The sequence below is a fragment of the Bradyrhizobium sp. WSM1417 genome (assembly GCF_000515415.1).
In the GTDB taxonomy this organism is placed as follows: Bacteria; Pseudomonadota; Alphaproteobacteria; order Rhizobiales; family Xanthobacteraceae; genus Bradyrhizobium.
In genome coordinates this window covers 20,206-40,709 of record NZ_KI911783.1, presented here as the reverse complement: position 1 = coordinate 40,709, position 20,504 = coordinate 20,206, and the positions used below count along the sequence as shown (strand labels likewise).

The window sequence follows — 20,504 nt, the reverse complement described above, 5'->3', positions numbered from 1 at the left end:
TGAGAGAGATGCTGGACGCTCCGGGTTTGCTTTCGTCTTCCGGCTATCAGCCTTCCGACTTCCACACTTCCGAAGAGCCCCTCGGCTTCTTCACCCCTTGGCGGCTGTCCGGCCTCTTGTCCGGATACCTACCGACTGACACACGACCACAGGCACGTGCGAAATTGGGCAATCCGCACATAAGTGTTTTGACTCTGCTTCGCAAGAGATTTTTTAGACTGCGAACAGAATTGCCTAACATCTGCTTGCGCAGTGTTGCGCGAGCGACGCGGAAGATGAACGCGCGTTAAGTTTTCTGTGCGGCGCGCGTCACTCGCGCGCGTGCGCGCTTCAGCCGCGCTTCGTGAACGGCTCGACGCGCTGAGCGGCGCGGATGAAGGCAGTCATCACGAGCACGCCGAGCGCAAACAGCGCGGCCTGAAGGATGTGCGTGCCCTGCTCGCCCAGCCCGAACAGGATCGCGAGCGCCCAGCCGCCGGCAAACGCCGCGCCGAACACCTCGGCGCCGATCAGGATGGCGGCGCTGACGACGGTGATGACGCTCGGCCAGACGATCCGACGGGAAGACGAGGAGGTCGCGTTCATGAGCTCAGGGGTCCTAGGCTTTGAGGGCCGCAATCTCCCCGAAAAGGCAGCCGGGAGCAAGGGCAAATGGCCCAAAAAAGCCCCATCGCGTGCTATAGCTGGCCGCAACAATCGAGCCACAAATCGGGACTTGTAATGTCAGAACCCCGCCAAACTACGGACTCCGAGACCAACCCGCTGCTGAAGGCCTGGGTGACGCCATTTGCGACCCCGCCCTTCGACGAGATCAAGCCGGAGCACTTCCTCCCGGCCTTCGAGCAGGCCTTCGCCGACCACTCCGCCGAGATCGCAGCGATTACCAACGACCCGACCGCGGCCGACTTCGCTAACACCATCACGGCGCTGGAGCGCTCGGGCAAGCTGCTCAGCAAGGTCGCGTCGGTCTTCTACGATCTCGTTTCGGCGCATTCCAACCCGGCCATCCTGGAGATCGACAAGGAGGTTTCCTTGCGGATGGCGCGGCACTGGAATCCGATCATGATGAACGCCGTGCTGTTTGGCCGCATCGCCCAGCTGCACGAGAACCGCGCCAATCTCGGTCTGACACCGGAACAGCTCCGCCTGCTCGAGCGCACCTACACCCGCTTCCACCGCTCCGGCGCCGGCCTCTCCGAAGAGGCCAAGACGCGGATGGCGGAGATCAACGAGAGACTCGCCCAGCTCGGGACCAGCTTCAGTCACCATCTGCTCGGCGACGAGCAGGAATGGTTCATGGAGCTCGGTGAAGCCGACCGTCAGGGCCTGCCGGAGAGTTTTGTCGCCAGCGCCAAGGCTGCGGCAGAAGAACGCGGCATGGCTGGCAAGGCCATCGTCACCCTGTCGCGTTCCTCGGTCGAACAGTTCCTGAAGAGCTCGGCCCGGCGCGACCTGCGCGAGAAGGTCTACAAGGCCTTCACCGCGCGGGGCGACAACGGCAATTCCAACGACAACAACGCGACCATCGTCGAGGTCCTGAAGCTGCGCGAGGAAAGCGCCAATCTCCTGGGCTACCCGACTTTCGCGGCCTACCGGCTCGAGGATTCCATGGCCAAGACGCCGGAAGCGGTGCGCGGCCTTCTGGAGCGGGTCTGGAAGCCGGCGCGGGCGCGGGCGCTCGCCGACCGCGACGACATGCAGGCGCTGATCACCGAGGAGGGCGGCAATTTCAAGCTCGCCCCCTGGGACTGGCGCTTCTATGCCGAAAAGCTGCGCCTTCAGCGCGCCAATTTCGACGACGCCGCGATCAAGCCGTATCTCGCGCTCGATCACATGATCGCCGCGGCCTTCGACTGTGCCACGCGCCTGTTCGGCGTTACCTTCGCCGAGCGCAAGGACGTGCCGGTCTGGCATCCGGACGTCCGGGTCTGGGAGATGAAGGGGCGGGACGGCAAGCACAAGGCGCTGTTCTATGGCGACTACTTCGCCCGGCCGTCGAAGCGCTCCGGCGCCTGGATGACCTCGCTGCGCGACCAGCAGAAGCTCGACGGCGAGGTCGCGCCGCTGATCCTCAACATCTGCAACTTCTCCAAGGGCGCGGACGGGGAACCCTCGCTGCTGTCGCCGGACGACGCCCGCACCCTGTTCCACGAGTTCGGCCACGGCCTGCACGGCATGCTCTCCAACGTGACCTATCCCTCGCTGTCGGGCACCTCCGTGTTCACCGACTTCGTCGAATTGCCCTCGCAGCTCTACGAGCATTGGCAGGAGCGGCCCGAGGTGCTGCAGCAGTTCGCACGCCACTACCAGACCGGCGAGCCGCTCCCTGACGATCTGCTGCAACGGTTCCTGGCCGCGCGAAAATTCAACCAGGGTTTCGCCACCGTCGAGTTCGTCTCCTCGGCACTGATCGATCTCGAATTCCACACCCAGCCGGCCTCCGCCGCGCAGGATGTCCGCGCCTTCGAGAGACGCGAGCTGGAAAAGATCGGCATGCCCGAGGAGATCTCGCTGCGTCACCGTCCCACGCAATTCGGTCACATCTTCACCGGCGATCATTATGCCGCCGGCTATTACAGCTACATGTGGTCGGAGGTGATGGACGCCGACGCGTTCGGTGCGTTCGAAGAAGCCGGCGACATCTTCGATCCCGCCGTCGCAAAGCGCCTGCACGACGACATCTATTCGAGCGGCGGATCAGTCGATCCGGAAGCCGCCTATGAGGCCTTCCGCGGCCGCCCGCCGGAGCCGGATGCGCTCTTGCGTCGCCGAGGCCTGCTCGACGCCCCGAAGGCGGCCTGATGGGCATGCGCGCCCTGTTCGGGCTGCTGCTCGCTGTCGCCCTGTCGCTCGCATCAGGCGCGGCGCGGGCGCATCCGCATGTCTGGATCACCGTGACAAGTGAGATCCTCTATGCGGCGGACGGCAGTATTACCGGCGTGCGTCATGCTTGGATTTTCGACCGCGCGTTCTCGACCAATGCTGTGCAGGTTCTATATGCCAAGACCGATGGCGCGTACTCCAGCGAGGAGCTGGCACCGCTAGCGCAGGCTCAGATCGAGTCGTTGAAGGAAAAGGCCTATTTCACCTTCGTGAAGGTCAATGGCAAGCTGCCGTTTGCGGAGCCGATCGATTGCTCCTTCGATTATCAGAATGATCAGCTCACTTTGCATTTCACGCTTCCGCTGAAGACGCCTGTGAAGTCGAAAACAGTCTTGCTGGAGATTGTTGATCGATCGTTCTTTGTCGATTTTGAATTCGCAAAGGACAATCCGGTCAAGCTGGTCGGCGCACCCGCGGGGTGCGAGGTGAAACTGGGGCCAGCAATGGGTAACGACCGCGACCGCAAAATGGTTCAAGACGCGAGCGAGGACTCGTTCAATGAAGGCGGCGCGAACGTTGCCGTCGGTTTGTTGTTCGACAACATTGCTTCGGTGTATTGTCGATGATCCTGTTCGTTCGGATGTACCCGATGCGCCGCTGGTTCGGATACGTGCTCGCCGCCGCAATGATGCTCGCATCGGGTGCTGCGAGCGCGCATCCACATGTCTGGATCACCGCGACGAGTGAGCTGCTCTACGCCGAGGACGGCACCATCACCGGCGTGCGCCACGCCTGGACTTTTGACGACATGTTCTCGGCCTATGCGGTGCAGGGGCTCGAGAGCAAGACCAAGGGCGCCTACACCCGCGAGGAGCTGGCGCCGCTGGCGCAGACCAATGTCGAGTCGCTGAAGGAATATGCCTATTTCACCTTCGCGCGAGCCGACGGCAAGAAGGAGCGATTCCAGGAGCCGGTCGACTACTTCCTCGACTACAAGGATACGGTCCTGACCCTGCACTTCACGCTGCCCCTGAAGAACCCGGTCAAGCCCAAGCAATTGATGCTCGAAGTGTTCGACCGCTCCTTCTTCATCGACTTCCAGATGGCCAAGGACAATCCGGTCAAGCTGGTCGGCGCGCCCGCCGGCTGCCAGATGAAACTTGAGCGGCCGAGCGACGGCACGGCGAGTGCCCAGAAGCTCAACGAGCAGACTTTTATGAACGGCGAGAATTCCAATTTCGGCATGATGTTCGCCAACAAGATCACGGTGGATTGCCCTTGAAGCCGCAACTCACGCCCATAGCGCGCGGGCTCGCTGTCTGCGCCGGCGTTCTTCTCGTCGTGGGCGTGACCGATGCGGCGCTCCACGATCTCCTCGCGCAGAACCCGTTCGGCCCGCCGCGTTCCCCACAAGCCGCCCAGCCCGAGGCCGGGGGTCTGATCGGGTGGTTGTTGGCAAAACAGTCGGAATTCTATCGCCAGATGTCGGCGACCATCCGCGCCGCGAAGTCCGATGGCTCCGCGGTGTGGACGCTGCTCTTCATCTCGTTTGCCTATGGCATCTTCCACGCGGCTGGTCCCGGGCACGGCAAGGCGGTGATCGCCTCCTATCTCGTCGCCAATCGCGAGACCGCCCGGCGCGGCATCGTGTTGTCGTTTGCCTCGGCGCTGATGCAGTCGCTGGTGGCGATCCTGATCGTCGGTATCTCGGCCTGGGTGCTGAATGCGACCGCCAAGACCATGTGCAAGGCGGAAGGCGCGATCGAGATCGCAAGCTACGCGCTGATCGCGCTGTTCGGCCTGCGCCTAGTCTGGGTCAAGGGCCGCGCCTTCATCCGTGCGCTGCAGGCGGTTCAGCCAGTGCCGGCGATTGCGGGCGTGCCGCATGACCATCATGATCACGAGCACCATCACGATGCGCTTGATCATCATGGCCACGATCATGCGCACACCCATCATCATCACCAGCATGACCACGTCCATGACGAGCATTGCGGCCATTCCCACGGTCCCACGCCGAGCGAACTGGCCGGCGCCGGCGGCTGGGGACGCGGCTTTGCGGCGATCCTGACCGTCGGCATCCGTCCCTGTTCGGGCGCGATCCTGGTACTGGTGTTTGCGCTGGCCCAAGGCCTGTTCTGGGCCGGCATCGCCGCGACCTTGCTGATGGGCCTCGGCACCGCGATCACGGTGGCGGCCATCGCTGTGGTCGCCGTCTCCGCCAAGGACATCGCCGCCCGCCTGAGCGCCGGACGCGACGGCGGCGGCGCACTGTTCATGCGCGGCATCGAATTCGCCGCCGCCGGCCTCGTGCTGCTGTTTGGCGCGGGCCTATTGTTGGGTTACATCGCGGCCGAACGGACGACGTGTTTCTAGACGAGCTTTCGTGCCCCGGAGGCAGCGCAGCGTCCCTTCGAGGGTGCGCTGCAGAGCCGGGACCCATGTTTGCGTGCGGTAGGGCGTGACCTTCTGGGTCCCGGCTCTGCGGGGCAGCGCAAGGGCGCTGCACCGCGTCCGGGACACGGGAGCGAAAACCTCACACCGGCAGAAACCGCTTCAACACCGGCATGAAGAAGATCCCGAGATTGATCGCAAAGCCGATGCTCCAGAGGATGGAGCGCAGCGTCGGGCGGTTGCCGAGATAGGTCAGCACATAGGCGATCCGTACGATCAGGAACAGCGCCGCGAGTTCGTCGATGAGGCGCTGCGGCGAATCCCTGTACTCGGCGAGCAGCACCGCAAAGGCGAAGAACGGAAAGGCCTCGATGCCGTTCTGATGCGCGCCGAGCGCGCGCTGAGCGATGGCGTCCTCGAAGAAAGCTGGATCGCGCGGCCGCGAATTGTCGAAGCCACGAAATCTGATCCATTTGATCGAGACGATCGTTAAGAGATGGAGCAGCAGCGCCCCGAAAACGCACCATTCCGCCAGCGTCATGGTTCTCCCCCTGTGTACTGACCCTAGCGAAACCGCCCCAATCTTGACAAGTTCGGAACAACGCGCGACGCAACGGATCATGATGACAATCGCCCCCTCCGAGACCGCGATGCCGGCCACGCAGCCCGCCCCCTCGCGCGTCGGCGTGCTCCTGGTCAATCTCGGCACGCCCGATACCGCCGATGCGCGCGGCGTGCGGGTCTATCTGAAGGAGTTCCTCTCGGACGCCCGTGTCATCGAGGATCAGGGCTTGATCTGGAAGGCGGTGCTGAACGGCATCATCCTGCGCACCCGCCCCCGCGCCAAGGCGCGCGACTATCTCAAGATCTGGAACACCGAGAAGAACGAGTCGCCGCTCAAGACCATCACGCGCTCGCAGAGCGACAAACTCGGAGCCATGCTGTCGGACCGCGACCAGGTCACGGTGGAGTGGGCGATGCGCTATGGTAATCCTTCGATCAAGTCGGGCATCGATGCCCTGATTGCGAAGGGCTGCGACCGCATTCTTGCCGTACCGCTCTATCCGCAATATTCCGCCGCGACATCGGCCACCGTCTGCGACGAGGTGTTTCGCGTGCTTGCCCGGCTGCGCGCGCAGCCAACGCTGCGGGTGACGCCGCCTTACTATGAGGATGAAGCCTATATCGAGGCGCTCGCCACCTCGGTCGAGACGCATCTGGCGAGCCTGCCGTTCACGCCGGAGCTGATCGTTGCCTCCTTCCATGGTATGCCGAAGGCCTATGTGGACAAGGGCGATCCCTACCAGGGCCAGTGCGTGGCGACCACCGAGGCGCTGCGCCGCCGGCTCGGCATGGACGAGACGAAGCTGCTGCTGACGTTCCAGTCGCGGTTCGGATTCGACGAGTGGCTGCAGCCCTACACCGACAAGACCATGGAGCGTCTGGCGAAAGAGGGCGTGCGCCGCATCGCGGTGATCACGCCGGGTTTTTCCGCCGACTGCCTGGAGACACTGGAGGAGATCGCGCAGGAGAATGCCGAGATCTTCGAGCACAATGGCGGCGAGCAGTTTTCCGCGATCCCCTGCCTCAACGACAGCGACCCGGGCATGGATGTGATCCGAACGCTGGTGCTGCGCGAGCTCCAGGGCTGGATCTGATGGGACCCCCATGAATCGCCGCGAATGCCTGGCGCTTCTTGGGGTGACCGCTGCGCTGCCGGCCTCGGTGCTGGCGCAAACGAATGCGACGCGCCGGCTCGGCGTGCTCTCGGTTACGGCGGCCGACGATGCGATCGGGCAGACGCGTAGCGCGGTCCTGGTCCAGGCGCTTGCCGGCCATGGCTGGAAGGAGCGCGACAACCTCAAGATCGATTGGCGCAACGGCGGCGGCGACCGCGCACGGATCGCGCAATTCGCCGACGAACTCGTGGCGCTCAAGCCCGACATCCTGCTCGCGGTCGGGACGCCCTCGGTGGAAGAGCTGCGCCGGCGCACCACGACGATCCCGATCGTTTTCGCCGTCGTCACAGATCCTGTCAGCCAGGGCTTTGTCCAGAATCTCGCCCATCCCGGCGGCAATGTCACCGGCTTCACTGATTACGACGGCCCGCTGGCCGGCAAATGGCTGGAGATGCTGACGCAGGTCACGCCAAAACCGTCCCGTGTCTTGGTCGTCTACAATCCCGCCACCGCGCCGTTCGCGCCGCTGATGCTGCGTACGATCGAGGACGCTGGCCGCGCGCTCGATGTGACGGTGGAGCCCGCGCCGGTCCATGACACGGCCTCGATCGCCGCCCTGGCTTCGCGGAAAGACGGCGGCCTGCTGGTGCTGCCGGACTTCTTCACCATGTCCAACCGTGCGATTCTGCTGGCGGCGATCAATGAAGCGCGCGTGCCGGCGGTGTTCTGGAGCCGCACCTTCGTCGACGAGGGTGGCTTGATGTCCTACAGCACCGACAGCGCCGAGCAGCTCCGCCGCGCCGCCTCCTATATCGATCGCATCCTGAAGGGTGCGCGAGCGGCCGACTTGCCGGTCCAGAATCCAACCACGTTCGAGCTGGCGATCAACTTGAAGACGGCCAGGGCGCTCGGCGTCTCGCTTTCGCCAAGCCTGCTCGCAACCGCGAACGAGGTCATCGAGTAGGATTTGGCTGCGACCGCCGGCATGGCTGGATTCGTTAACGTCGTCGCTAGGTTTGCCCCAGCACGCTTTCAAGAGCGCCTCGCAAATACATAATCGCGACCATTCCCTCTCCCGGCGTCTTGTGTAGAATCCTGCCGATGCCGAAATCATCCACGACCGCTGAACACTGAATCCTTTACTGAACGCTTTACTGAACCCCTGGGGTCGTGATCCCGACCAATGACAGCGCGGAAAAGGCCTTTTCCCGACAATCCTTTCCGCCTTGGAGGAAATATGAGCGGTTTCGACATTTTCGCAATTGTGCTGGTCTTGCTGGTCATCGTCACGTTGGTGGCCGGCGTGAAAACGGTACCACAGGGCTATGACTGGACCATCGAGCGGTTCGGCAAATACACCCAGACGCTGAGCCCCGGGCTCAATCTGATCGTGCCCTATTTCGATCGCGTCGGGCGCAAGATCAACATGATGGAGCAGGTGATCGACATCCCCGAGCAGGAGGTGATCACCAAGGACAACGCCACCGTGACGGTCGACGGCGTCGCCTTCTTTCAGGTGTTCGACGCCGCCAAGGCGAGCTACGAGGTCTCCAACCTGACCCAAGCCGTCACCGTGCTGACCATGACCAACATCCGTTCGGTGATGGGTTCGATGGATCTCGACCAGGTGTTGTCGCATCGTGACGAAATCAACGAGCGCCTGCTCCGTGTGGTCGATGCCGCCGTCTCGCCCTGGGGCCTCAAGGTCAATCGTATCGAGATCAAGGACATCGTGCCGCCGGCAGATCTCGTCGAAGCCATGGGCCGACAGATGAAGGCCGAGCGCGTCAAACGCGCCGATATCCTTCAGGCTGAAGGTGCACGCCAGTCCGAGATCCTGCGCGCAGAGGGTGCCAAGCAGGGCCAGATCCTCCAGGCGGAAGGCCGCCGCGAGGCCGCCTTCCGCGACGCCGAAGCGCGCGAGCGGTCGGCGGAAGCCGAGGCCAAGGCGACGCAGATGGTCAGTGAAGCCATTGCCAAGGGCGACGTCGCGGCGCTGAACTATTTTATCGCCGACAAATATATCAAGGCGTTCGGGCAACTGGCTGAGTCGCCGAACCAGAAGGTCATCATGCTTCCGGTCGAAGCGATGAGCATGCTGGGCTCGCTCGCCGGCATCGGCGAGATCGCCAAGGCGACGTTCGGCGAAAGCGCAGCGTCCGCGGCCGCTGCCGCCCGCCGCGGCTCGGTGCCGTCGTCAAGTCCGACGCCGCCGGCGGTGCCGCCGCGGCAGGGGTAAAGCGTATGCCCCGGAAAAGTGAACACCGGTTTTCCCTCGCGACAAACGCGGAACGCGTTTGCGCGGAGGGCATGCGCCATTTCAAAGAGGTCGTGTCATGACCGACATGTTCGTATCGCTCGGCACCTGGAATTGGCTGATCTTCGGCTTCATCCTGATGGCGCTGGAGGTGCTGGCGCCGGGCGTTTTCCTGTTCTGGCTCGGGCTCGCCGCGCTGCTGGTCGGGCTGATCTCGTTCGGAGTAGCGATATCCTGGCAGATCCAGCTCGTGATGTTCGCGATCTTCGCCGCCGCCGCCGTGCCGGTCTGGCGCCGGCTCGCCCGGCCGAAGCCGGATGCAATTGCCGCCAGCCCCTTCCTCAACAAGCGCGCGGATGCGCTGCTCGGCCGCGAGTTCACGCTGGAGAAGCCGATCGTCGACGGCAGCGGCACCATGCGTATCGGCGACACGGTCTGGCGCGTCGCAGGTCCCGATACGCCGGCGGGCACGCGCGTGAAGGTGGTGCAGGTCGATGGTGCGAATCTGACGGTGGCGGCGGCTTAGTCTGACCTTACCTCGCCCCGCTTGCGGGGAGAGGTCGGATTGCATCGAAGATGCAATCCGGGTGAGGGGGAGTCTCGGCGCAGGCAGCTGTCACAGAATTTGCGGAGGCAGCCCCTCACCCCAACCCTCTCCCCGTAAGAACGGGGAGAGGGAGATGACCGGCGTCTCAGCTCTTCTTCCACCGCTCCGCAAACCTATGCAGCGGCATGAACGTCTCGCACAATTCCCGCCCGAGCGCCGTCAGCCCGTAACCGCTGGCTTCGCCCAGTTCCACGAACCCGGCCTCGCGCAAATCGTCCAGCCGCGCCTGCAGCACCGTCGGCGAGGCCTCGTCGCAGGCCGCTCGCAATGCGCGCGAGGTGAGGGGGGCGTCGCGCAGCTCCCACAGGATTCGCAGGCTCCAGCGTCGTCCCAGGAGGTCGAGCAGCACCATGACCGGCCGCCCGGTGCGCGAGCCACGGACGCCGCGCGATCTCGAGATGGTCTGTTTCGCCATCGCCGCCTCTTGCGTGATGCTACAAATAGTGTAGCGTATTGCTACAATAAGTGTAGCAAGAGAGGCGGCCGATGTCCCGGGCCACACCGCGTATTGCCCCGCTCACCCCGCCTTATCCCCCGGAGATCCAGGCGCAGTTCGATCGCATCATGCGCGGTGCGCCGCCGCTGCTGCTGTTCCGGGTGATAGCGGGCCATACCCGCGCCTGGGACAAGTTTCGGGCCGGCGGCCTGCTCGATCCCGGCCCGCTCTCGTTGCGCCAGCGCGAGATCGTGATCGACCGCACCTGCGCGCTGAACCAATGCGAATATGAATGGGGCGTGCACGTCGCGGTCTTTGCCGGGCCAGCGAAACTCACCGAGGAGGAAGTGCACGCCACCGTGCGGGGCGATGCGAGGTCGCCGTGCTGGTCCCCGGCCGAGCAGGCGCTGATCGCCGCTGTCGACGCGCTGCATCACCGCGCGACCTTTGACGACGCCGAGTTCGCCGCGCTGTCGGCGCATTACGACGAGGCGCAGATCCTGGAAATCATGCTGCTGTGCGGCTTCTACCGCACGGTGTCGTATCTGGCGAACGGGCTGCGGCTGCCGCTGGAGGACACGGCGGCAAGATTTCCGCCGTTGCTCTAACCACACGTCACTGCGAGGAGTTCTTGCGACGAAGCAATCCAGGCTGTTTCCGCGGAGACAGTCTGGATTGCTTCGTTGCGCTCGCAATGACGAGCGGAGAGAGCGTGTCTTAAGCCACGCCCGCCCGCAGCAGATCGTGCAGGTGCACGATGCCCACCACCTTGTCCGCCTCGGTCACGACCAGCGTCGTGATCTTGCGGGTGTTAAGCACCTCGATCATCTCGGTGGCGAGCATCGAGGGCGGCACGGTCTTTGGCTGCCTGGTCATGATGTCGTCGACCGACGCCGCCAGCAGGTCCGGCCGCATCTGGCGGCGCAAATCGCCGTCGGTGATGATGCCGACGGCCTCGGCCGCATCGTTGACGATGCAGACGCAGCCGAGACCCTTGGCCGACATCTCCATCACCGCGTCCGACATCTTGGTGCCGAGCGGCTTGACCGGGATCTCCGCACCGGTGCGCATGTAGTCGCGGACGAATTTCAGCATCGCCCCTAACTTGCCGCCGGGGTGGAAATGCGCGAACTCCAGCGCGGTGAAGCCGCGGCCTTCGAGCAGCGCGATCGCGATGGCATCGCCGATCGCGGCCTGCATCAGGGTCGAGGTGGTCGGCGCCAGATTGTGCGGGCAGGCCTCGCGCGCCTTCGGCAGCTCGATCACGATGTCGGCGGCTTGTCCCAGCGAGGACGCCGCGTTCGACGTCACCGCGATCATGGGAATGGCGAACCGTGCCGAATAGTTCACCAGCGTCTTCATCTCCGGCTGCTCGCCGGACCAGGACAGCGCCATGATGACATCGTCGGGCGTGATCATGCCGAGGTCGCCATGACCGGCTTCGGCGGCGTGGACGAAGAAGGCGGGCGTGCCGGTCGAGGCCAGCGTTGCCGCGATCTTGCGACCCATATGGCCCGACTTGCCGAGCCCGGTGACGATGACGCGGCCCTTTGCGTTGCGGATCAGATCGACCGCCTTGGCGAAGCTCGCGCCAAGCGGGCCGCGCAGGGCGGCGGCGAGCGCGTTGATGCCGCCGCTCTCCGTTTCCAGGGTGCGGAGTGCGGATTCGACACTGTCGGGAATGGGGCCGGATGATTGGGTCATCAGCGGTTTCGAACTCGGCATGTTCTGGTCCAGGGAGGAGGGGCGTTTGCCCGTTGGTGTCTGCTTAGCACGCCAGGGCCTTCGAGGCGACGAGGGCTCCCCAGCCCTCAACGGGTCGTTAACCATAATTGTTTTAACTCCATTAACGATGGTTCCCTCCGATCGGTGGGGATAATCGCGAAAGTGTTTGATTTCGTTGGAGTTCTTCCATCGTGGGGTCGTCTCCAGGCACGAGCCGGAGCAAACGCGCGCATTTCCTGCGCGCGGCTTTGCCGTGCTTTGCGCTGACGGTCCTTGGAAGCGCCCCCGGGGCCGCCCAGAGCCTCACCCCCGACCTGTTCAGTCCCAACCGCGGTGGCTTCGCCTCGCCCGACACGCTGCCGACGCGCCGCACCGCGGGCGTGCCGCAGGCACCGTCGGATGCGCTGCCGACGTTGCCCGATCCCAATGCCGATTTGCGCAAGCGCCAGCAGGCGCCGGCGCGCCTAGGCCAGACCCCGAACAACCAAAATCCGACCAGCCAGAACCCGACCAGCCAGGTCCCGATCTACGGCCTGCCCGCTGCCAATGGCGCCAGCGCCTCCGGCTACGATTCGCTCAACCGCAAGCGACAGCAGCCGAAGCTCCATCCCGGACAGCCGAAGCCGAAGCGTCCGGTCGGCCCCGGCTCGCCGGTGCCGCCGGCAACGCCGGAGCGAACGCTCGGCCCGCCGCGCATCGCGCCGCCGCCGTCCGAGACCGCGCACAAGACACCGGTCCCGCCGGCGTTGGCCGGCAACGTGCCCGGCCAGCCGCTGCGCCGCCGCCTCAAGCTCGACGAGGATGCGTTCGGCGCGGTTGGCGACTATGCCGGCAGCTTCCTGATCAAGGGCGGGCTCGAGCTCTCCACCGGTTACGACACCAACCCGGCGCGTTTGAACAAGCCGGTCGGCTCGCCGGCCTATGTCGTTGCGCCCGACCTGCTCGTGGCGTCCGATTGGGAGCGCCACGCGCTGGTCGCGGATCTGCGCGGCTCGTTCTCGGGCTACACCAACAACATGCCGGCGACGATCGACGGCTTTGCCTCGCCTTCGCCGGTCGAGGTGGACCGCCCCGACTTCAACGGCCATGTCGACGGCCGCATCGACGTCAATCGCGATCTCAAGCTGACCACGCAGTTGCGCCTGCGGCTCGCCACCGATAATCCCGGCAGCCCGAACGTGCAGGCCGGCCTGCAGAAATATCCTGTTTACGCGACCTATGGCACGACCGTCGGCTTCGACCAGACCTTCAACCGCTTCCAGGTCGCGGCCGGCGCCACCGCGGATCGCACCGCCTACACCAACTCAAAACTCACCGACGGCTCGACCTTCAGCAACGATGATCGCGACTTCAACCAGTATGGCGGCGTGGGGCGCTTCTCCTACGAACTGAAGCCGGGCCTGAAGCCGTTCGTCGAGATCCAGGGCGACACCCGCGTCCACGACCAGGCCGCCGACCGCAATGGCTTCTTCCGCGATTCGAACGGCGGCTACGCCAAGGTCGGCACGTCCTTCGAGTTCTCGCGCATCCTCATCGGCGAGGTCTCGGTCGGCTATTCCGCGCGCAACTATGTCGATCCGCGCCTGAGCCAGCTCGCGGGCTTTCTGACCTCGGGCTCGCTGATCTGGAACGCAAGCGGCCTCACCACGGTGAAATTCGCCACCGACACGCAGATCGCCGAGACCACCATCCCCGGCTCCTCCGGCGTGCTGGTGCACACCTACGGGATCGAAGTCGATCACGACTTCCGCCGCTGGCTTACGGCAGTGGGCAAATTCACCTACGGCACCTACGACTATCAGGGCCAGAATCGCAACGACAAGACCTACTCGTTCGAAAGCAATCTGATCTACAAGCTCAACCGCAACATCTGGATCAAGGGCACGCTCCGCCACGACATCCTGGATTCGAACCAGCCGGGCTCAAGCTCGCAGGGGACGGTGGTGATGGTCGGGGTTAGGTTGCAGAACTAAGCCGGCGGATCGCGGTCGAGCACACGCGACTTTGTCGGCGCCGCTCTCACCACTCACTCCGTCGTCATGCCCCGCGAAGGCGGGGCATCCAGTACGCCGCGCCTTCTCAGTAGATCACAACTGTCTCGGAGTACTGGATCGTCCGCCTTCGCGGACGATGACAGCGCGTATCGGGTCTAGCAGCGGAGCAAGAGGCTCAGCGCGGCAGATCCGTCTTCCCCATTAGGAACGTATCGATCGACCTTGCGCACAGCCGACCCTCGCGGATCGCCCACACCACCAACGATTGGCCGCGGCGCATGTCGCCGGCGGTGAACACGTTCGGGCGCGAGGTCTGGTAGTCGAGCGTGTTTGCCTTGACGTTGCCGCGGGGGTCGAGCTCGACCGAGAGCATCTTGAGCAGGCCCTCGTGCACGGGATGGACGAAGCCCATCGCGAGCAGGACGAGGTCGGCGTCGAGCTCGAACTCGGTGCCGGCGATCGGCTTGAACTTGTCGTCGACGCGCACGCAGTGCAGCTTCTTGACCTGGCCGTTCTCGCCGGTGAACTTCTGTGTCAGCACGGCGAATTCGCGGATCGCGCCTTCGGCCTGGCTGGAGGACGTCCGCATCTTGAGCGGCCAGTTCGGCCAAGTGAGGCCCTTGTTCTCGTGCTCCGGCGGAGCGGGCATGATCTCGAGCTGGGTCACCGAGAGCGCGCCCTGGCGCAGCGAGGTGCCGATGCAGTCGGATCCGGTGTCGCCGCCGCCGATGACGACGACATGCTTGCCACCGGCCAAAATCTCCTGGACGCCGTTCAACGGTTCCTCGGACACGCGGCGGTTCTGCTGCGGCAGGAAGTCCATGGCGTAGTGGATGCCGGCAAGGTCACGGCCGGGGATCGGCAGGTCGCGCGGGGCTTCGGCACCGCCGGTCAGCGCGACGGCGTCGTACTCGTTGAGCATCTCGCGCGGATCGACATTGCCGTCGACGCCGACATGGCTGTTGTAGTGGAAGGTGACGCCTTCGCCTTCCATCTGCTTGACGCGACGGTCAATGATGCCCTTCTCCATCTTGAAGTCGGGGATGCCGTAGCGCAGCAGGCCGCCGGCCTTTGCGAACTTCTCGAACAGATGCACGTCGTGGCCGGCGCGCGCCAGCTGCTGCGCGCAGGCCATGCCGGCCGGACCCGAGCCGATCACCGCGACCTTCTTGCCGGTCTTGTGGGCGGCGACCTCTGGCTTCAGCCAGCCATTGTCCCAGGCGCGGTCGACGATCGCGCATTCGATGGTCTTGATGGTGACGGGGTTGTCGTCGATGTTGAGCGTGCAGGAGGCTTCACACGGCGCCGGGCAGATGCGCCCCGTGAACTCCGGGAAGTTATTGGTCGAGTGCAGATTGCGAGAGGCTTCTTCCCAGTTGCCCTGATAGACGAGGTCGTTCCAGTCCGGGATCTGGTTGTTGACCGGGCAGCCCGGCGTGCCGGGCGAGACCGAGCCGGTGCCGTGGCAATAGGGGATGCCGCAGTTCATGCAGCGCGCGGCCTGGTCGCGCGTTTCCTTCTCGGAGAGGGGAACGACGAACTCGTGGAAATGCTTCACGCGCTCGGCGACTGGGGTGTACTTGCGGTCATGCCGTTCGATTTCGAGAAAACCCGTGATCTTGCCCATTAAACCCGAAGTCCCTGCCGCTTAAATTCGTTTGTTCTCTCTCCCCTCATCCTGAGGAGCGGCGCGCTTGGCGCCGCGTCTCGAAGGATGAAGGCCCCGCTGGTGGTCTCATGGTTCGAGACGCGCTTTGCGCTTCTCCCCATGAGGCTTTTTCTTAGCTAAGCCCCGATCGCGATTTTCGGCTCGGCGTCCGCGTTGGCGGCCATCTCGCGCAGCGCGCGCCGGTATTCGACCGGCATCACCTTGCGGAACTTGGGCAGCCAGTCCTTCCAGTTGGCCAGGATGTCGGCGGCGCGCCTGGAGCCGGTCGCTTTCGCATGGCGCGTGATCAGGACGTGCAATCGCTCGACGTCGGAGGCGAGCAGGTCCTTGAACACGTCGACCCGGCCGTGCGCCTCGAGGTCACCGGAGTGGTGATAGGTGCCGGCGTTGATCAGCTCTTCCGACAGCACCGGCTCGAGCTCGACCATTGCCATGTTGCACAGCCTGTCGAAGTCGCCGGTCTCGTCCAGCACATAGGCGATGCCGCCCGACATGCCGGCCGCGAAGTTACGCCCGGTCTTGCCGAGCACGACCACGATGCCGCCGGTCATGTATTCGCAGCAATGGTCTCCGGCGCCCTCGACCACCGCCACGGCGCCGGAATTGCGCACGGCAAAACGCTCGCCGGCGATGCCGCGGAAGTAGCACTCGCCTTGAATGGCGCCGTACATCACGGTGTTGCCGACGATGATGCTCTCTTCCGGCACGATGCCGCTGTTGGCCGGCGGCTTGACGATGATCTTGCCGCCCGAGAGGCCCTTGCCGACATAGTCGTTGGCTTCGCCTTCGAGCTCGAAGGTGACGCCTTGCGCCAGCCAGGCGCCGAAGGCCTGGCCGGCGGTGCCCTTGAGGCTGACATGGATGGTCTCATGCGGCAGGCCGGCATGGCCGTAGATCTTGGCGACCGCACCCGACAGCATCGCGCCGGCGGAGCGGTTGGTGCTGTTGATCTTGGCCTCGATCTTCACCGGCGCACCGCGGTCGAGCGCAGGCGTCGCCTGCTCGATCAGCGTGCGGTCGAGCACCGCTTCCAGATGATGGTTCTGGCGCTCGGAGTGATAGATCTTCTGGCCCTTCTCTTCCTTCTGCTTGACGAACAGCTTGGAGAAGTCGAGCCCCTTGGCCTTCCAGTGCGCGACCAGCTTGGTCTGGTCGAGCAGCTGCACCTGGCCGATCATCTCGTTGAAGCTGCGGAAGCCGAGCGAGGCCATGATCTCGCGGACCTCCTCGGCGACGAAGAAGAAGTAGTTGATCACATGCTCGGGCTGGCCGGTGAAGCGCTTGCGCAGGACGGGGTCCTGGGTCGCGACGCCGACCGGGCAGGTGTTGAGATGGCACTTGCGCATCATGATGCAGCCGGCCGCGATCAGGGGCGCGGTGGCGAAGCCGAACTCGTCGGCGCCGAGCAGCGCGCCGATCACGACGTCGCGGCCGGTGCGGAAACCGCCGTCGACCTGGACCACGATGCGGCTGCGCAGCCGCTCGCGCACCAGCGTCTGGTGGGTTTCGGCGAGGCCGATCTCCCACGGCGAGCCGGCGTGCTTGATCGAGGTCAGCGGCGAAGCGCCGGTGCCGCCCTCGAAGCCCGCGATGGTGACATGGTCGGCGCGCGCCTTGGCGACGCCCGCGGCCACCGTGCCGACGCCGATCTCCGAGACGAGCTTGACCGAGACCGCGCCGTCCGGGTTGACGTTCTTGAGGTCGTAGATCAGCTGCGCCAGATCCTCGATCGAGTAGATGTCGTGGTGCGGTGGCGGCGAGATCAGGCCGACGCCCGGCGTCGAATGCCGGACCTTGGCGATGGTCGCGTCGACCTTGTGGCCGGGCAATTGGCCGCCTTCGCCGGGCTTGGCGCCCTGCGCCATCTTGATCTGCATCATGTCGGAGTTGACGAGATACTCCGTGGTGACGCCGAAGCGGCCCGAGGCGACCTGCTTGATCGCCGAGCGCATGCTGTCGCCGTTCGGCATCGGCTTGAAGCGGTCCGCTTCCTCGCCGCCTTCGCCGGTGTTCGACTTGCCGCCGATCCGGTTCATGGCAATCGCGAGCGTGGTGTGCGCCTCGCGCGAGATCGAGCCGAAGCTCATCGCGCCGGTGGCGAAACGCTTGACGATGTCCTTGGCCGGCTCGACCTGGTCGAGCGGTATCGGCTTGCGCTTCTCTTCGTCCGCATTCTTGATCCGGAACAGGCCGCGCAGCGTCAGGAGACGCTCCGACTGCTCGTTGAGGATCTTCGCGAAGGCGCGGTAGCGTTCCAGCGAATTGCCGCGCGCAGCGTGCTGGAGCAGCCCCACCGACTCGGCGGTCCATGCATGGTCCTCGCCGCGGCTGCGATAGGCATATTCGCCGCCGACATCGAGCGAGGTCTTGTACACGAGCGCATCTCCGAACGCGTCGGCATGACGGCGCACCGCCTCTTCGGCGATCTCGCCAAGACCGACGCCCTCGACGCGGGTGTGCGTGCCGGCGAAAAATTTTCCAACGAATTCCGCCTTCAGGCCGATGGCGTCAAAGATCTGCGCGCCGCAATAAGACTGGTAGGTCGAGATGCCCATCTTGGACATCACCTTGAGCAGGCCCTTGCCGATCGACTTGATGTAGCGCTTGACGATCTCGTAGTCGTCGAGCGAGCCGGGCAGGCGGTCCTTCATCGCGATGATGGTCTCGAACGCCAGATAGGGATTGATCGCTTCCGCGCCGTAGCCGGCGAGACAAGCGAAGTGATGCACTTCGCGCGGCTCGCCGGATTCGACGACGAGGCCGACCGAGGTGCGCAATCCGGTGCGGATCAAATGATGATGCACGGCGGCGCAGGCAAGCAGCGACGGGATCGGAACCCGATCGGTGCCGACCATGCGGTCGGACAGGATGATGATGTTGACGCCCTCGCGCACCGCGCTCTCCGCGCGTGCGCAGAGCTCGTCCAGCACCTGGTCCATGCCGGCTGCGCCGAGGCCGGCGTGGAAGGTGGTGTCCAGGGTGCGCGACTTGAAGTGCGACTCGGCGACCTCGGAGATCGAGCGGATCTTTTCGAGGTCCGCGTCGGTCAGGATCGGCTGGCGCGCTTCGAGGCGCTTGGTGGTGGCAAGGCCTTGCAGGTCGAACAGGTTCGGCCGCGGTCCGATGATGGAGACGAGGCTCATCACCAGCTCCTCGCGGATCGGGTCGATCGGCGGGTTGGTGACCTGTGCGAAGTTCTGCTTGAAGTAGGTGAACAGCGGCTTGGCCTTGGCCGACAGCGCCGAGATCGGCGTGTCGTTGCCCATCGAGCCTGCGGCTTCCTCGCCGGTGGAGGCCATCGGCGTCATCAGGATGGTGATGTCTTCCTGGCTGTAGCCGAACGCCTGCTGGCGATCGAGCAGCGACAGGTTGGAGCGCACGCCGGTGGTCGGCACCTTCGGCAGATCTTCCAGCACGATCTGAGTCCGCTCCAGCCACTCGGTGTAGGGATGGCTTCTGGCGAGCTCGGCCTTGATCTCGTCGTCGGGGATCAGGCGGCCCTGCTCGAGGTCGACCAGCAGCATCTTGCCGGGCTGCAAGCGCCACTTGGTGATGATCTGGTCCTCGGGAATCGTCAGCACGCCCATCTCGGACGCCATCACGATGCGGTCGTCCTTGGTGACGAGATAGCGCGCGGGCCGAAGGCCGTTGCGGTCCAGCGTGGCACCGATCTGGCGGCCGTCGGTGAAGGCGATCGCGGCGGGGCCGTCCCACGGCTCCATCAGGGCTGCATGATATTCGTAAAAGGCGCGGCGCTTCTCATCCATCAAGGGATTGCCGGCCCACGCCTCCGGAATCATCATCATGACGGCGTGCGGCAGCGAGTAGCCGCCCTGCACCAGGAATTCGAGCGCGTTGTCGAAGCAGGCGGTGTCCGACTGGCCTTCGTAGGAGATCGGCCAGAGCCGGTTGATGTCCTTGCCGTACAGATCGGAGCTCACCGAGGCCTGGCGCGCCGCCATCCAGTTGACGTTGCCGCGCAGCGTGTTGATCTCGCCGTTATGCGCGATCATCCGGTAGGGATGCGCCAGCGACCACGCCGGGAAGGTGTTGGTCGAGAAACGCTGGTGAACGAGTGCCAGCGCGCTCTCGAAGTCCTTCTCGTGCAGATCGGGATAGTACTTGCCGAGCTGGTCGGCGAGGAACATGCCCTTGTAGATCACGGTGCGGCAGGACATCGAGCACGGATAATAGCCGGCGAGGCCGCGGTCGCGGCGCTGATAGATCGCCTGCGAGATCGACTTGCGCAGGATGTAGAGCCGGCGCTCGAAATCGTCCTCGGTCTTGGCGGTGCCGTTGCGGCCGATGAATACCTGCATGCAGGCGGGTTCGGTCGGCTTCACGGTGACGCCGAGCGAGGAATTGTCGGTCGGCACGTCGCGCCAGCCGAGCAGCGTCAGGCCCTCTTCCTTGATCTGGTCGGCGATGATGCTCTTGATGACGTTGCGCCAGGCGGTGTCGCGCGGCATGAACAGCGCGCCGATGGCGTATTCGCCCGGATTGGGCAGTGCGAAGCCGAGCTCCTTCGCCTTGCGGCTGAAGAAACCATGCGGGATCTGCACCAGAATGCCGGCGCCGTCACCGGCGCGCGGGTCGGCGCCGACGGCGCCGCGGTGCTCGAGGTTGCAGAGGATGCTGAGCGCGTCCGCGACGATCTCGTGCGACTTCTGGCCCTTGATGTTGGCGATGAAGCCGACGCCGCAGGAATCTTTTTCCAGGCTCGGATCGTAGAGGCCTACGGCCGGCGGCCGTGAATTGTGTTCCTGAATCGGATCGGTCGTTTTCGAGGCGACCGTCGCCGACAGTTCTTCTGCCACGATGTTTCCGCGCTCGACTTGCGACCCGTTCATGTTCTCGTCCTCTCCATGCGGCAAGCTGCCTCACCGCCATCTTCGGCGCACCTTGGGCGTCCCGCGGCAC

Annotated in this window: 16 protein-coding genes; 10 read left to right on the top strand and 6 right to left on the bottom strand. The window is 64.6% G+C overall.

Annotated elements, in window-relative coordinates; genetic code table 11:
- Window positions 1-330: 330 nt before the first annotated feature.
- Entirely contained in the window at window positions 331-585 is a 255-nt protein-coding gene (locus tag BRA1417_RS0100185; protein ID WP_027514072.1) for a hypothetical protein, read from the bottom strand.
- Between the two features lie 135 nt (window positions 586-720).
- On the opposite strand from BRA1417_RS0100185, the gene BRA1417_RS0100180 reads away from it, so the two are divergent.
- From BRA1417_RS0100180 to BRA1417_RS0100165, 4 genes are read left to right on the top strand one after another with little or no spacing between them, the layout of a single operon-like run.
- Entirely contained in the window at window positions 721-2,802 is a 2,082-nt protein-coding gene (locus BRA1417_RS0100180) for a M3 family metallopeptidase (protein ID WP_027514071.1), read from the top strand.
- Window positions 2,802-3,449, top strand: coding sequence for a DUF1007 family protein (locus tag BRA1417_RS0100175; protein ID WP_035968296.1), 648 nt, complete (start codon window positions 2,802-2,804; stop codon window positions 3,447-3,449). The genes BRA1417_RS0100180 and BRA1417_RS0100175 overlap by 1 nt, the downstream gene beginning before the upstream one ends.
- 23 nt (window positions 3,450-3,472) lie before the next feature.
- Window positions 3,473-4,105, top strand: a complete 633-nt coding sequence (locus tag BRA1417_RS0100170) for a DUF1007 family protein (RefSeq protein WP_035969091.1) — start codon at window positions 3,473-3,475, stop codon at window positions 4,103-4,105.
- Complete coding sequence (locus BRA1417_RS0100165; RefSeq protein ID WP_027514068.1) at window positions 4,102-5,199, top strand: nickel/cobalt transporter; 1,098 nt, start codon at window positions 4,102-4,104, stop codon at window positions 5,197-5,199. Before BRA1417_RS0100170 ends, BRA1417_RS0100165 begins: the two co-directional genes overlap by 4 nt.
- 160 nt (window positions 5,200-5,359) lie before the next feature.
- Here BRA1417_RS0100165 and BRA1417_RS0100160 read toward each other — a convergent pair whose 3' ends face one another.
- Window positions 5,360-5,758 carry an MAPEG family protein gene (locus BRA1417_RS0100160; RefSeq protein ID WP_027514067.1) on the bottom strand — a complete coding sequence of 133 codons (399 nt, stop codon included), beginning with the start codon at window positions 5,756-5,758 and terminating at the stop codon, window positions 5,360-5,362.
- Between the two features lie 79 nt (window positions 5,759-5,837).
- Here BRA1417_RS0100160 and hemH point away from each other — a divergent pair, with 79 nt between their 5' ends.
- The 4 genes from hemH to BRA1417_RS0100140 all read left to right on the top strand — a co-directional run bounded on the left by hemH (window position 5,838) and on the right by BRA1417_RS0100140 (window position 9,679).
- Window positions 5,838-6,875 carry a ferrochelatase gene (gene hemH / locus BRA1417_RS0100155; protein WP_027514066.1) on the top strand — a complete coding sequence of 346 codons (1,038 nt, stop codon included), beginning with the start codon at window positions 5,838-5,840 and terminating at the stop codon, window positions 6,873-6,875.
- A 10-nt stretch (window positions 6,876-6,885) separates the two neighbouring features.
- Window positions 6,886-7,860, top strand: a complete 975-nt coding sequence (locus BRA1417_RS0100150) for an ABC transporter substrate-binding protein (RefSeq protein ID WP_027514065.1) — start codon at window positions 6,886-6,888, stop codon at window positions 7,858-7,860.
- Window positions 7,861-8,133: 273 nt separating this feature from the next.
- Window positions 8,134-9,135, top strand: coding sequence for an SPFH domain-containing protein (locus tag BRA1417_RS0100145; protein WP_027514064.1), 1,002 nt, complete (start codon window positions 8,134-8,136; stop codon window positions 9,133-9,135).
- A gap of 97 nt (window positions 9,136-9,232) precedes the next feature.
- Window positions 9,233-9,679: an NfeD family protein gene (locus BRA1417_RS0100140; protein ID WP_027514063.1), complete on the top strand. Its 447-nt coding sequence runs from the start codon at window positions 9,233-9,235 to the stop codon at window positions 9,677-9,679.
- Window positions 9,680-9,845: 166 nt separating this feature from the next.
- Here the strand turns inward: BRA1417_RS0100140 and BRA1417_RS0100135 are convergent, their stop codons facing one another.
- A complete protein-coding gene (locus tag BRA1417_RS0100135; protein ID WP_027514062.1) occupies window positions 9,846-10,175 on the bottom strand; it encodes a helix-turn-helix domain-containing protein in 330 nt (109 codons plus the stop codon).
- Between the two features lie 71 nt (window positions 10,176-10,246).
- On the opposite strand from BRA1417_RS0100135, the gene BRA1417_RS0100130 reads away from it, so the two are divergent.
- The gene (locus BRA1417_RS0100130) at window positions 10,247-10,804 is read left to right on the top strand and encodes a carboxymuconolactone decarboxylase family protein (protein WP_027514061.1); all 558 of its coding nucleotides are present in this window, start codon (window positions 10,247-10,249) and stop codon (window positions 10,802-10,804) included.
- Window positions 10,805-10,913: 109 nt separating this feature from the next.
- On the opposite strand, the gene BRA1417_RS0100125 is transcribed toward BRA1417_RS0100130, so the two are convergent.
- Complete coding sequence (locus BRA1417_RS0100125) at window positions 10,914-11,921, bottom strand: SIS domain-containing protein (RefSeq protein ID WP_027514060.1); 1,008 nt, start codon at window positions 11,919-11,921, stop codon at window positions 10,914-10,916.
- Between the two features lie 191 nt (window positions 11,922-12,112).
- Here BRA1417_RS0100125 and BRA1417_RS0100120 point away from each other — a divergent pair, with 191 nt between their 5' ends.
- The gene (locus BRA1417_RS0100120) at window positions 12,113-13,894 is read left to right on the top strand and encodes an outer membrane beta-barrel protein (RefSeq protein WP_027514059.1); all 1,782 of its coding nucleotides are present in this window, start codon (window positions 12,113-12,115) and stop codon (window positions 13,892-13,894) included.
- A 196-nt stretch (window positions 13,895-14,090) separates the two neighbouring features.
- Here BRA1417_RS0100120 and BRA1417_RS0100115 read toward each other — a convergent pair whose 3' ends face one another.
- Both BRA1417_RS0100115 and gltB read right to left on the bottom strand, forming a co-directional pair.
- Window positions 14,091-15,542 carry a glutamate synthase subunit beta gene (locus tag BRA1417_RS0100115; protein ID WP_027514058.1) on the bottom strand — a complete coding sequence of 484 codons (1,452 nt, stop codon included), beginning with the start codon at window positions 15,540-15,542 and terminating at the stop codon, window positions 14,091-14,093.
- Window positions 15,543-15,700: 158 nt separating this feature from the next.
- Window positions 15,701-20,434, bottom strand: a complete 4,734-nt coding sequence (gene gltB, locus BRA1417_RS0100105) for a glutamate synthase large subunit (RefSeq protein WP_027514057.1) — start codon at window positions 20,432-20,434, stop codon at window positions 15,701-15,703.
- Between the last annotated feature and the right edge of the window lie 70 nt (window positions 20,435-20,504).

Bases quoted from the DNA above. Each gene is read 5' to 3' on its own strand.
- BRA1417_RS0100185 (WP_027514072.1), bottom strand. From the start codon at position 585: ATGAACGCGACCTCCTCGTCTTCCCGTCGGATCGTCTGGCCGAGCGTC.
- BRA1417_RS0100135 (WP_027514062.1), bottom strand. From the start codon at position 10,175: ATGGCGAAACAGACCATCTCGAGATCGCGCGGCGTCCGTGGCTCGCGC.
- BRA1417_RS0100180 (WP_027514071.1), top strand. From the start codon at position 721: ATGTCAGAACCCCGCCAAACTACGGACTCCGAGACCAACCCGCTGCTG.
- BRA1417_RS0100145 (WP_027514064.1), top strand. From the start codon at position 8,134: ATGAGCGGTTTCGACATTTTCGCAATTGTGCTGGTCTTGCTGGTCATC.
- BRA1417_RS0100160 (WP_027514067.1), bottom strand. From the start codon at position 5,758: ATGACGCTGGCGGAATGGTGCGTTTTCGGGGCGCTGCTGCTCCATCTC.
- BRA1417_RS0100175 (WP_035968296.1), top strand. From the start codon at position 2,802: ATGGGCATGCGCGCCCTGTTCGGGCTGCTGCTCGCTGTCGCCCTGTCG.
- BRA1417_RS0100170 (WP_035969091.1), top strand. From the start codon at position 3,473: ATGCGCCGCTGGTTCGGATACGTGCTCGCCGCCGCAATGATGCTCGCA.
- hemH (WP_027514066.1), top strand. From the start codon at position 5,838: ATGATGACAATCGCCCCCTCCGAGACCGCGATGCCGGCCACGCAGCCC.
- BRA1417_RS0100115 (WP_027514058.1), bottom strand. From the start codon at position 15,542: ATGGGCAAGATCACGGGTTTTCTCGAAATCGAACGGCATGACCGCAAG.
- gltB (WP_027514057.1), bottom strand. From the start codon at position 20,434: ATGAACGGGTCGCAAGTCGAGCGCGGAAACATCGTGGCAGAAGAACTG.
- BRA1417_RS0100130 (WP_027514061.1), top strand. From the start codon at position 10,247: ATGTCCCGGGCCACACCGCGTATTGCCCCGCTCACCCCGCCTTATCCC.
- BRA1417_RS0100150 (WP_027514065.1), top strand. From the start codon at position 6,886: ATGAATCGCCGCGAATGCCTGGCGCTTCTTGGGGTGACCGCTGCGCTG.
- BRA1417_RS0100125 (WP_027514060.1), bottom strand. From the start codon at position 11,921: ATGCCGAGTTCGAAACCGCTGATGACCCAATCATCCGGCCCCATTCCC.
- BRA1417_RS0100140 (WP_027514063.1), top strand. From the start codon at position 9,233: ATGACCGACATGTTCGTATCGCTCGGCACCTGGAATTGGCTGATCTTC.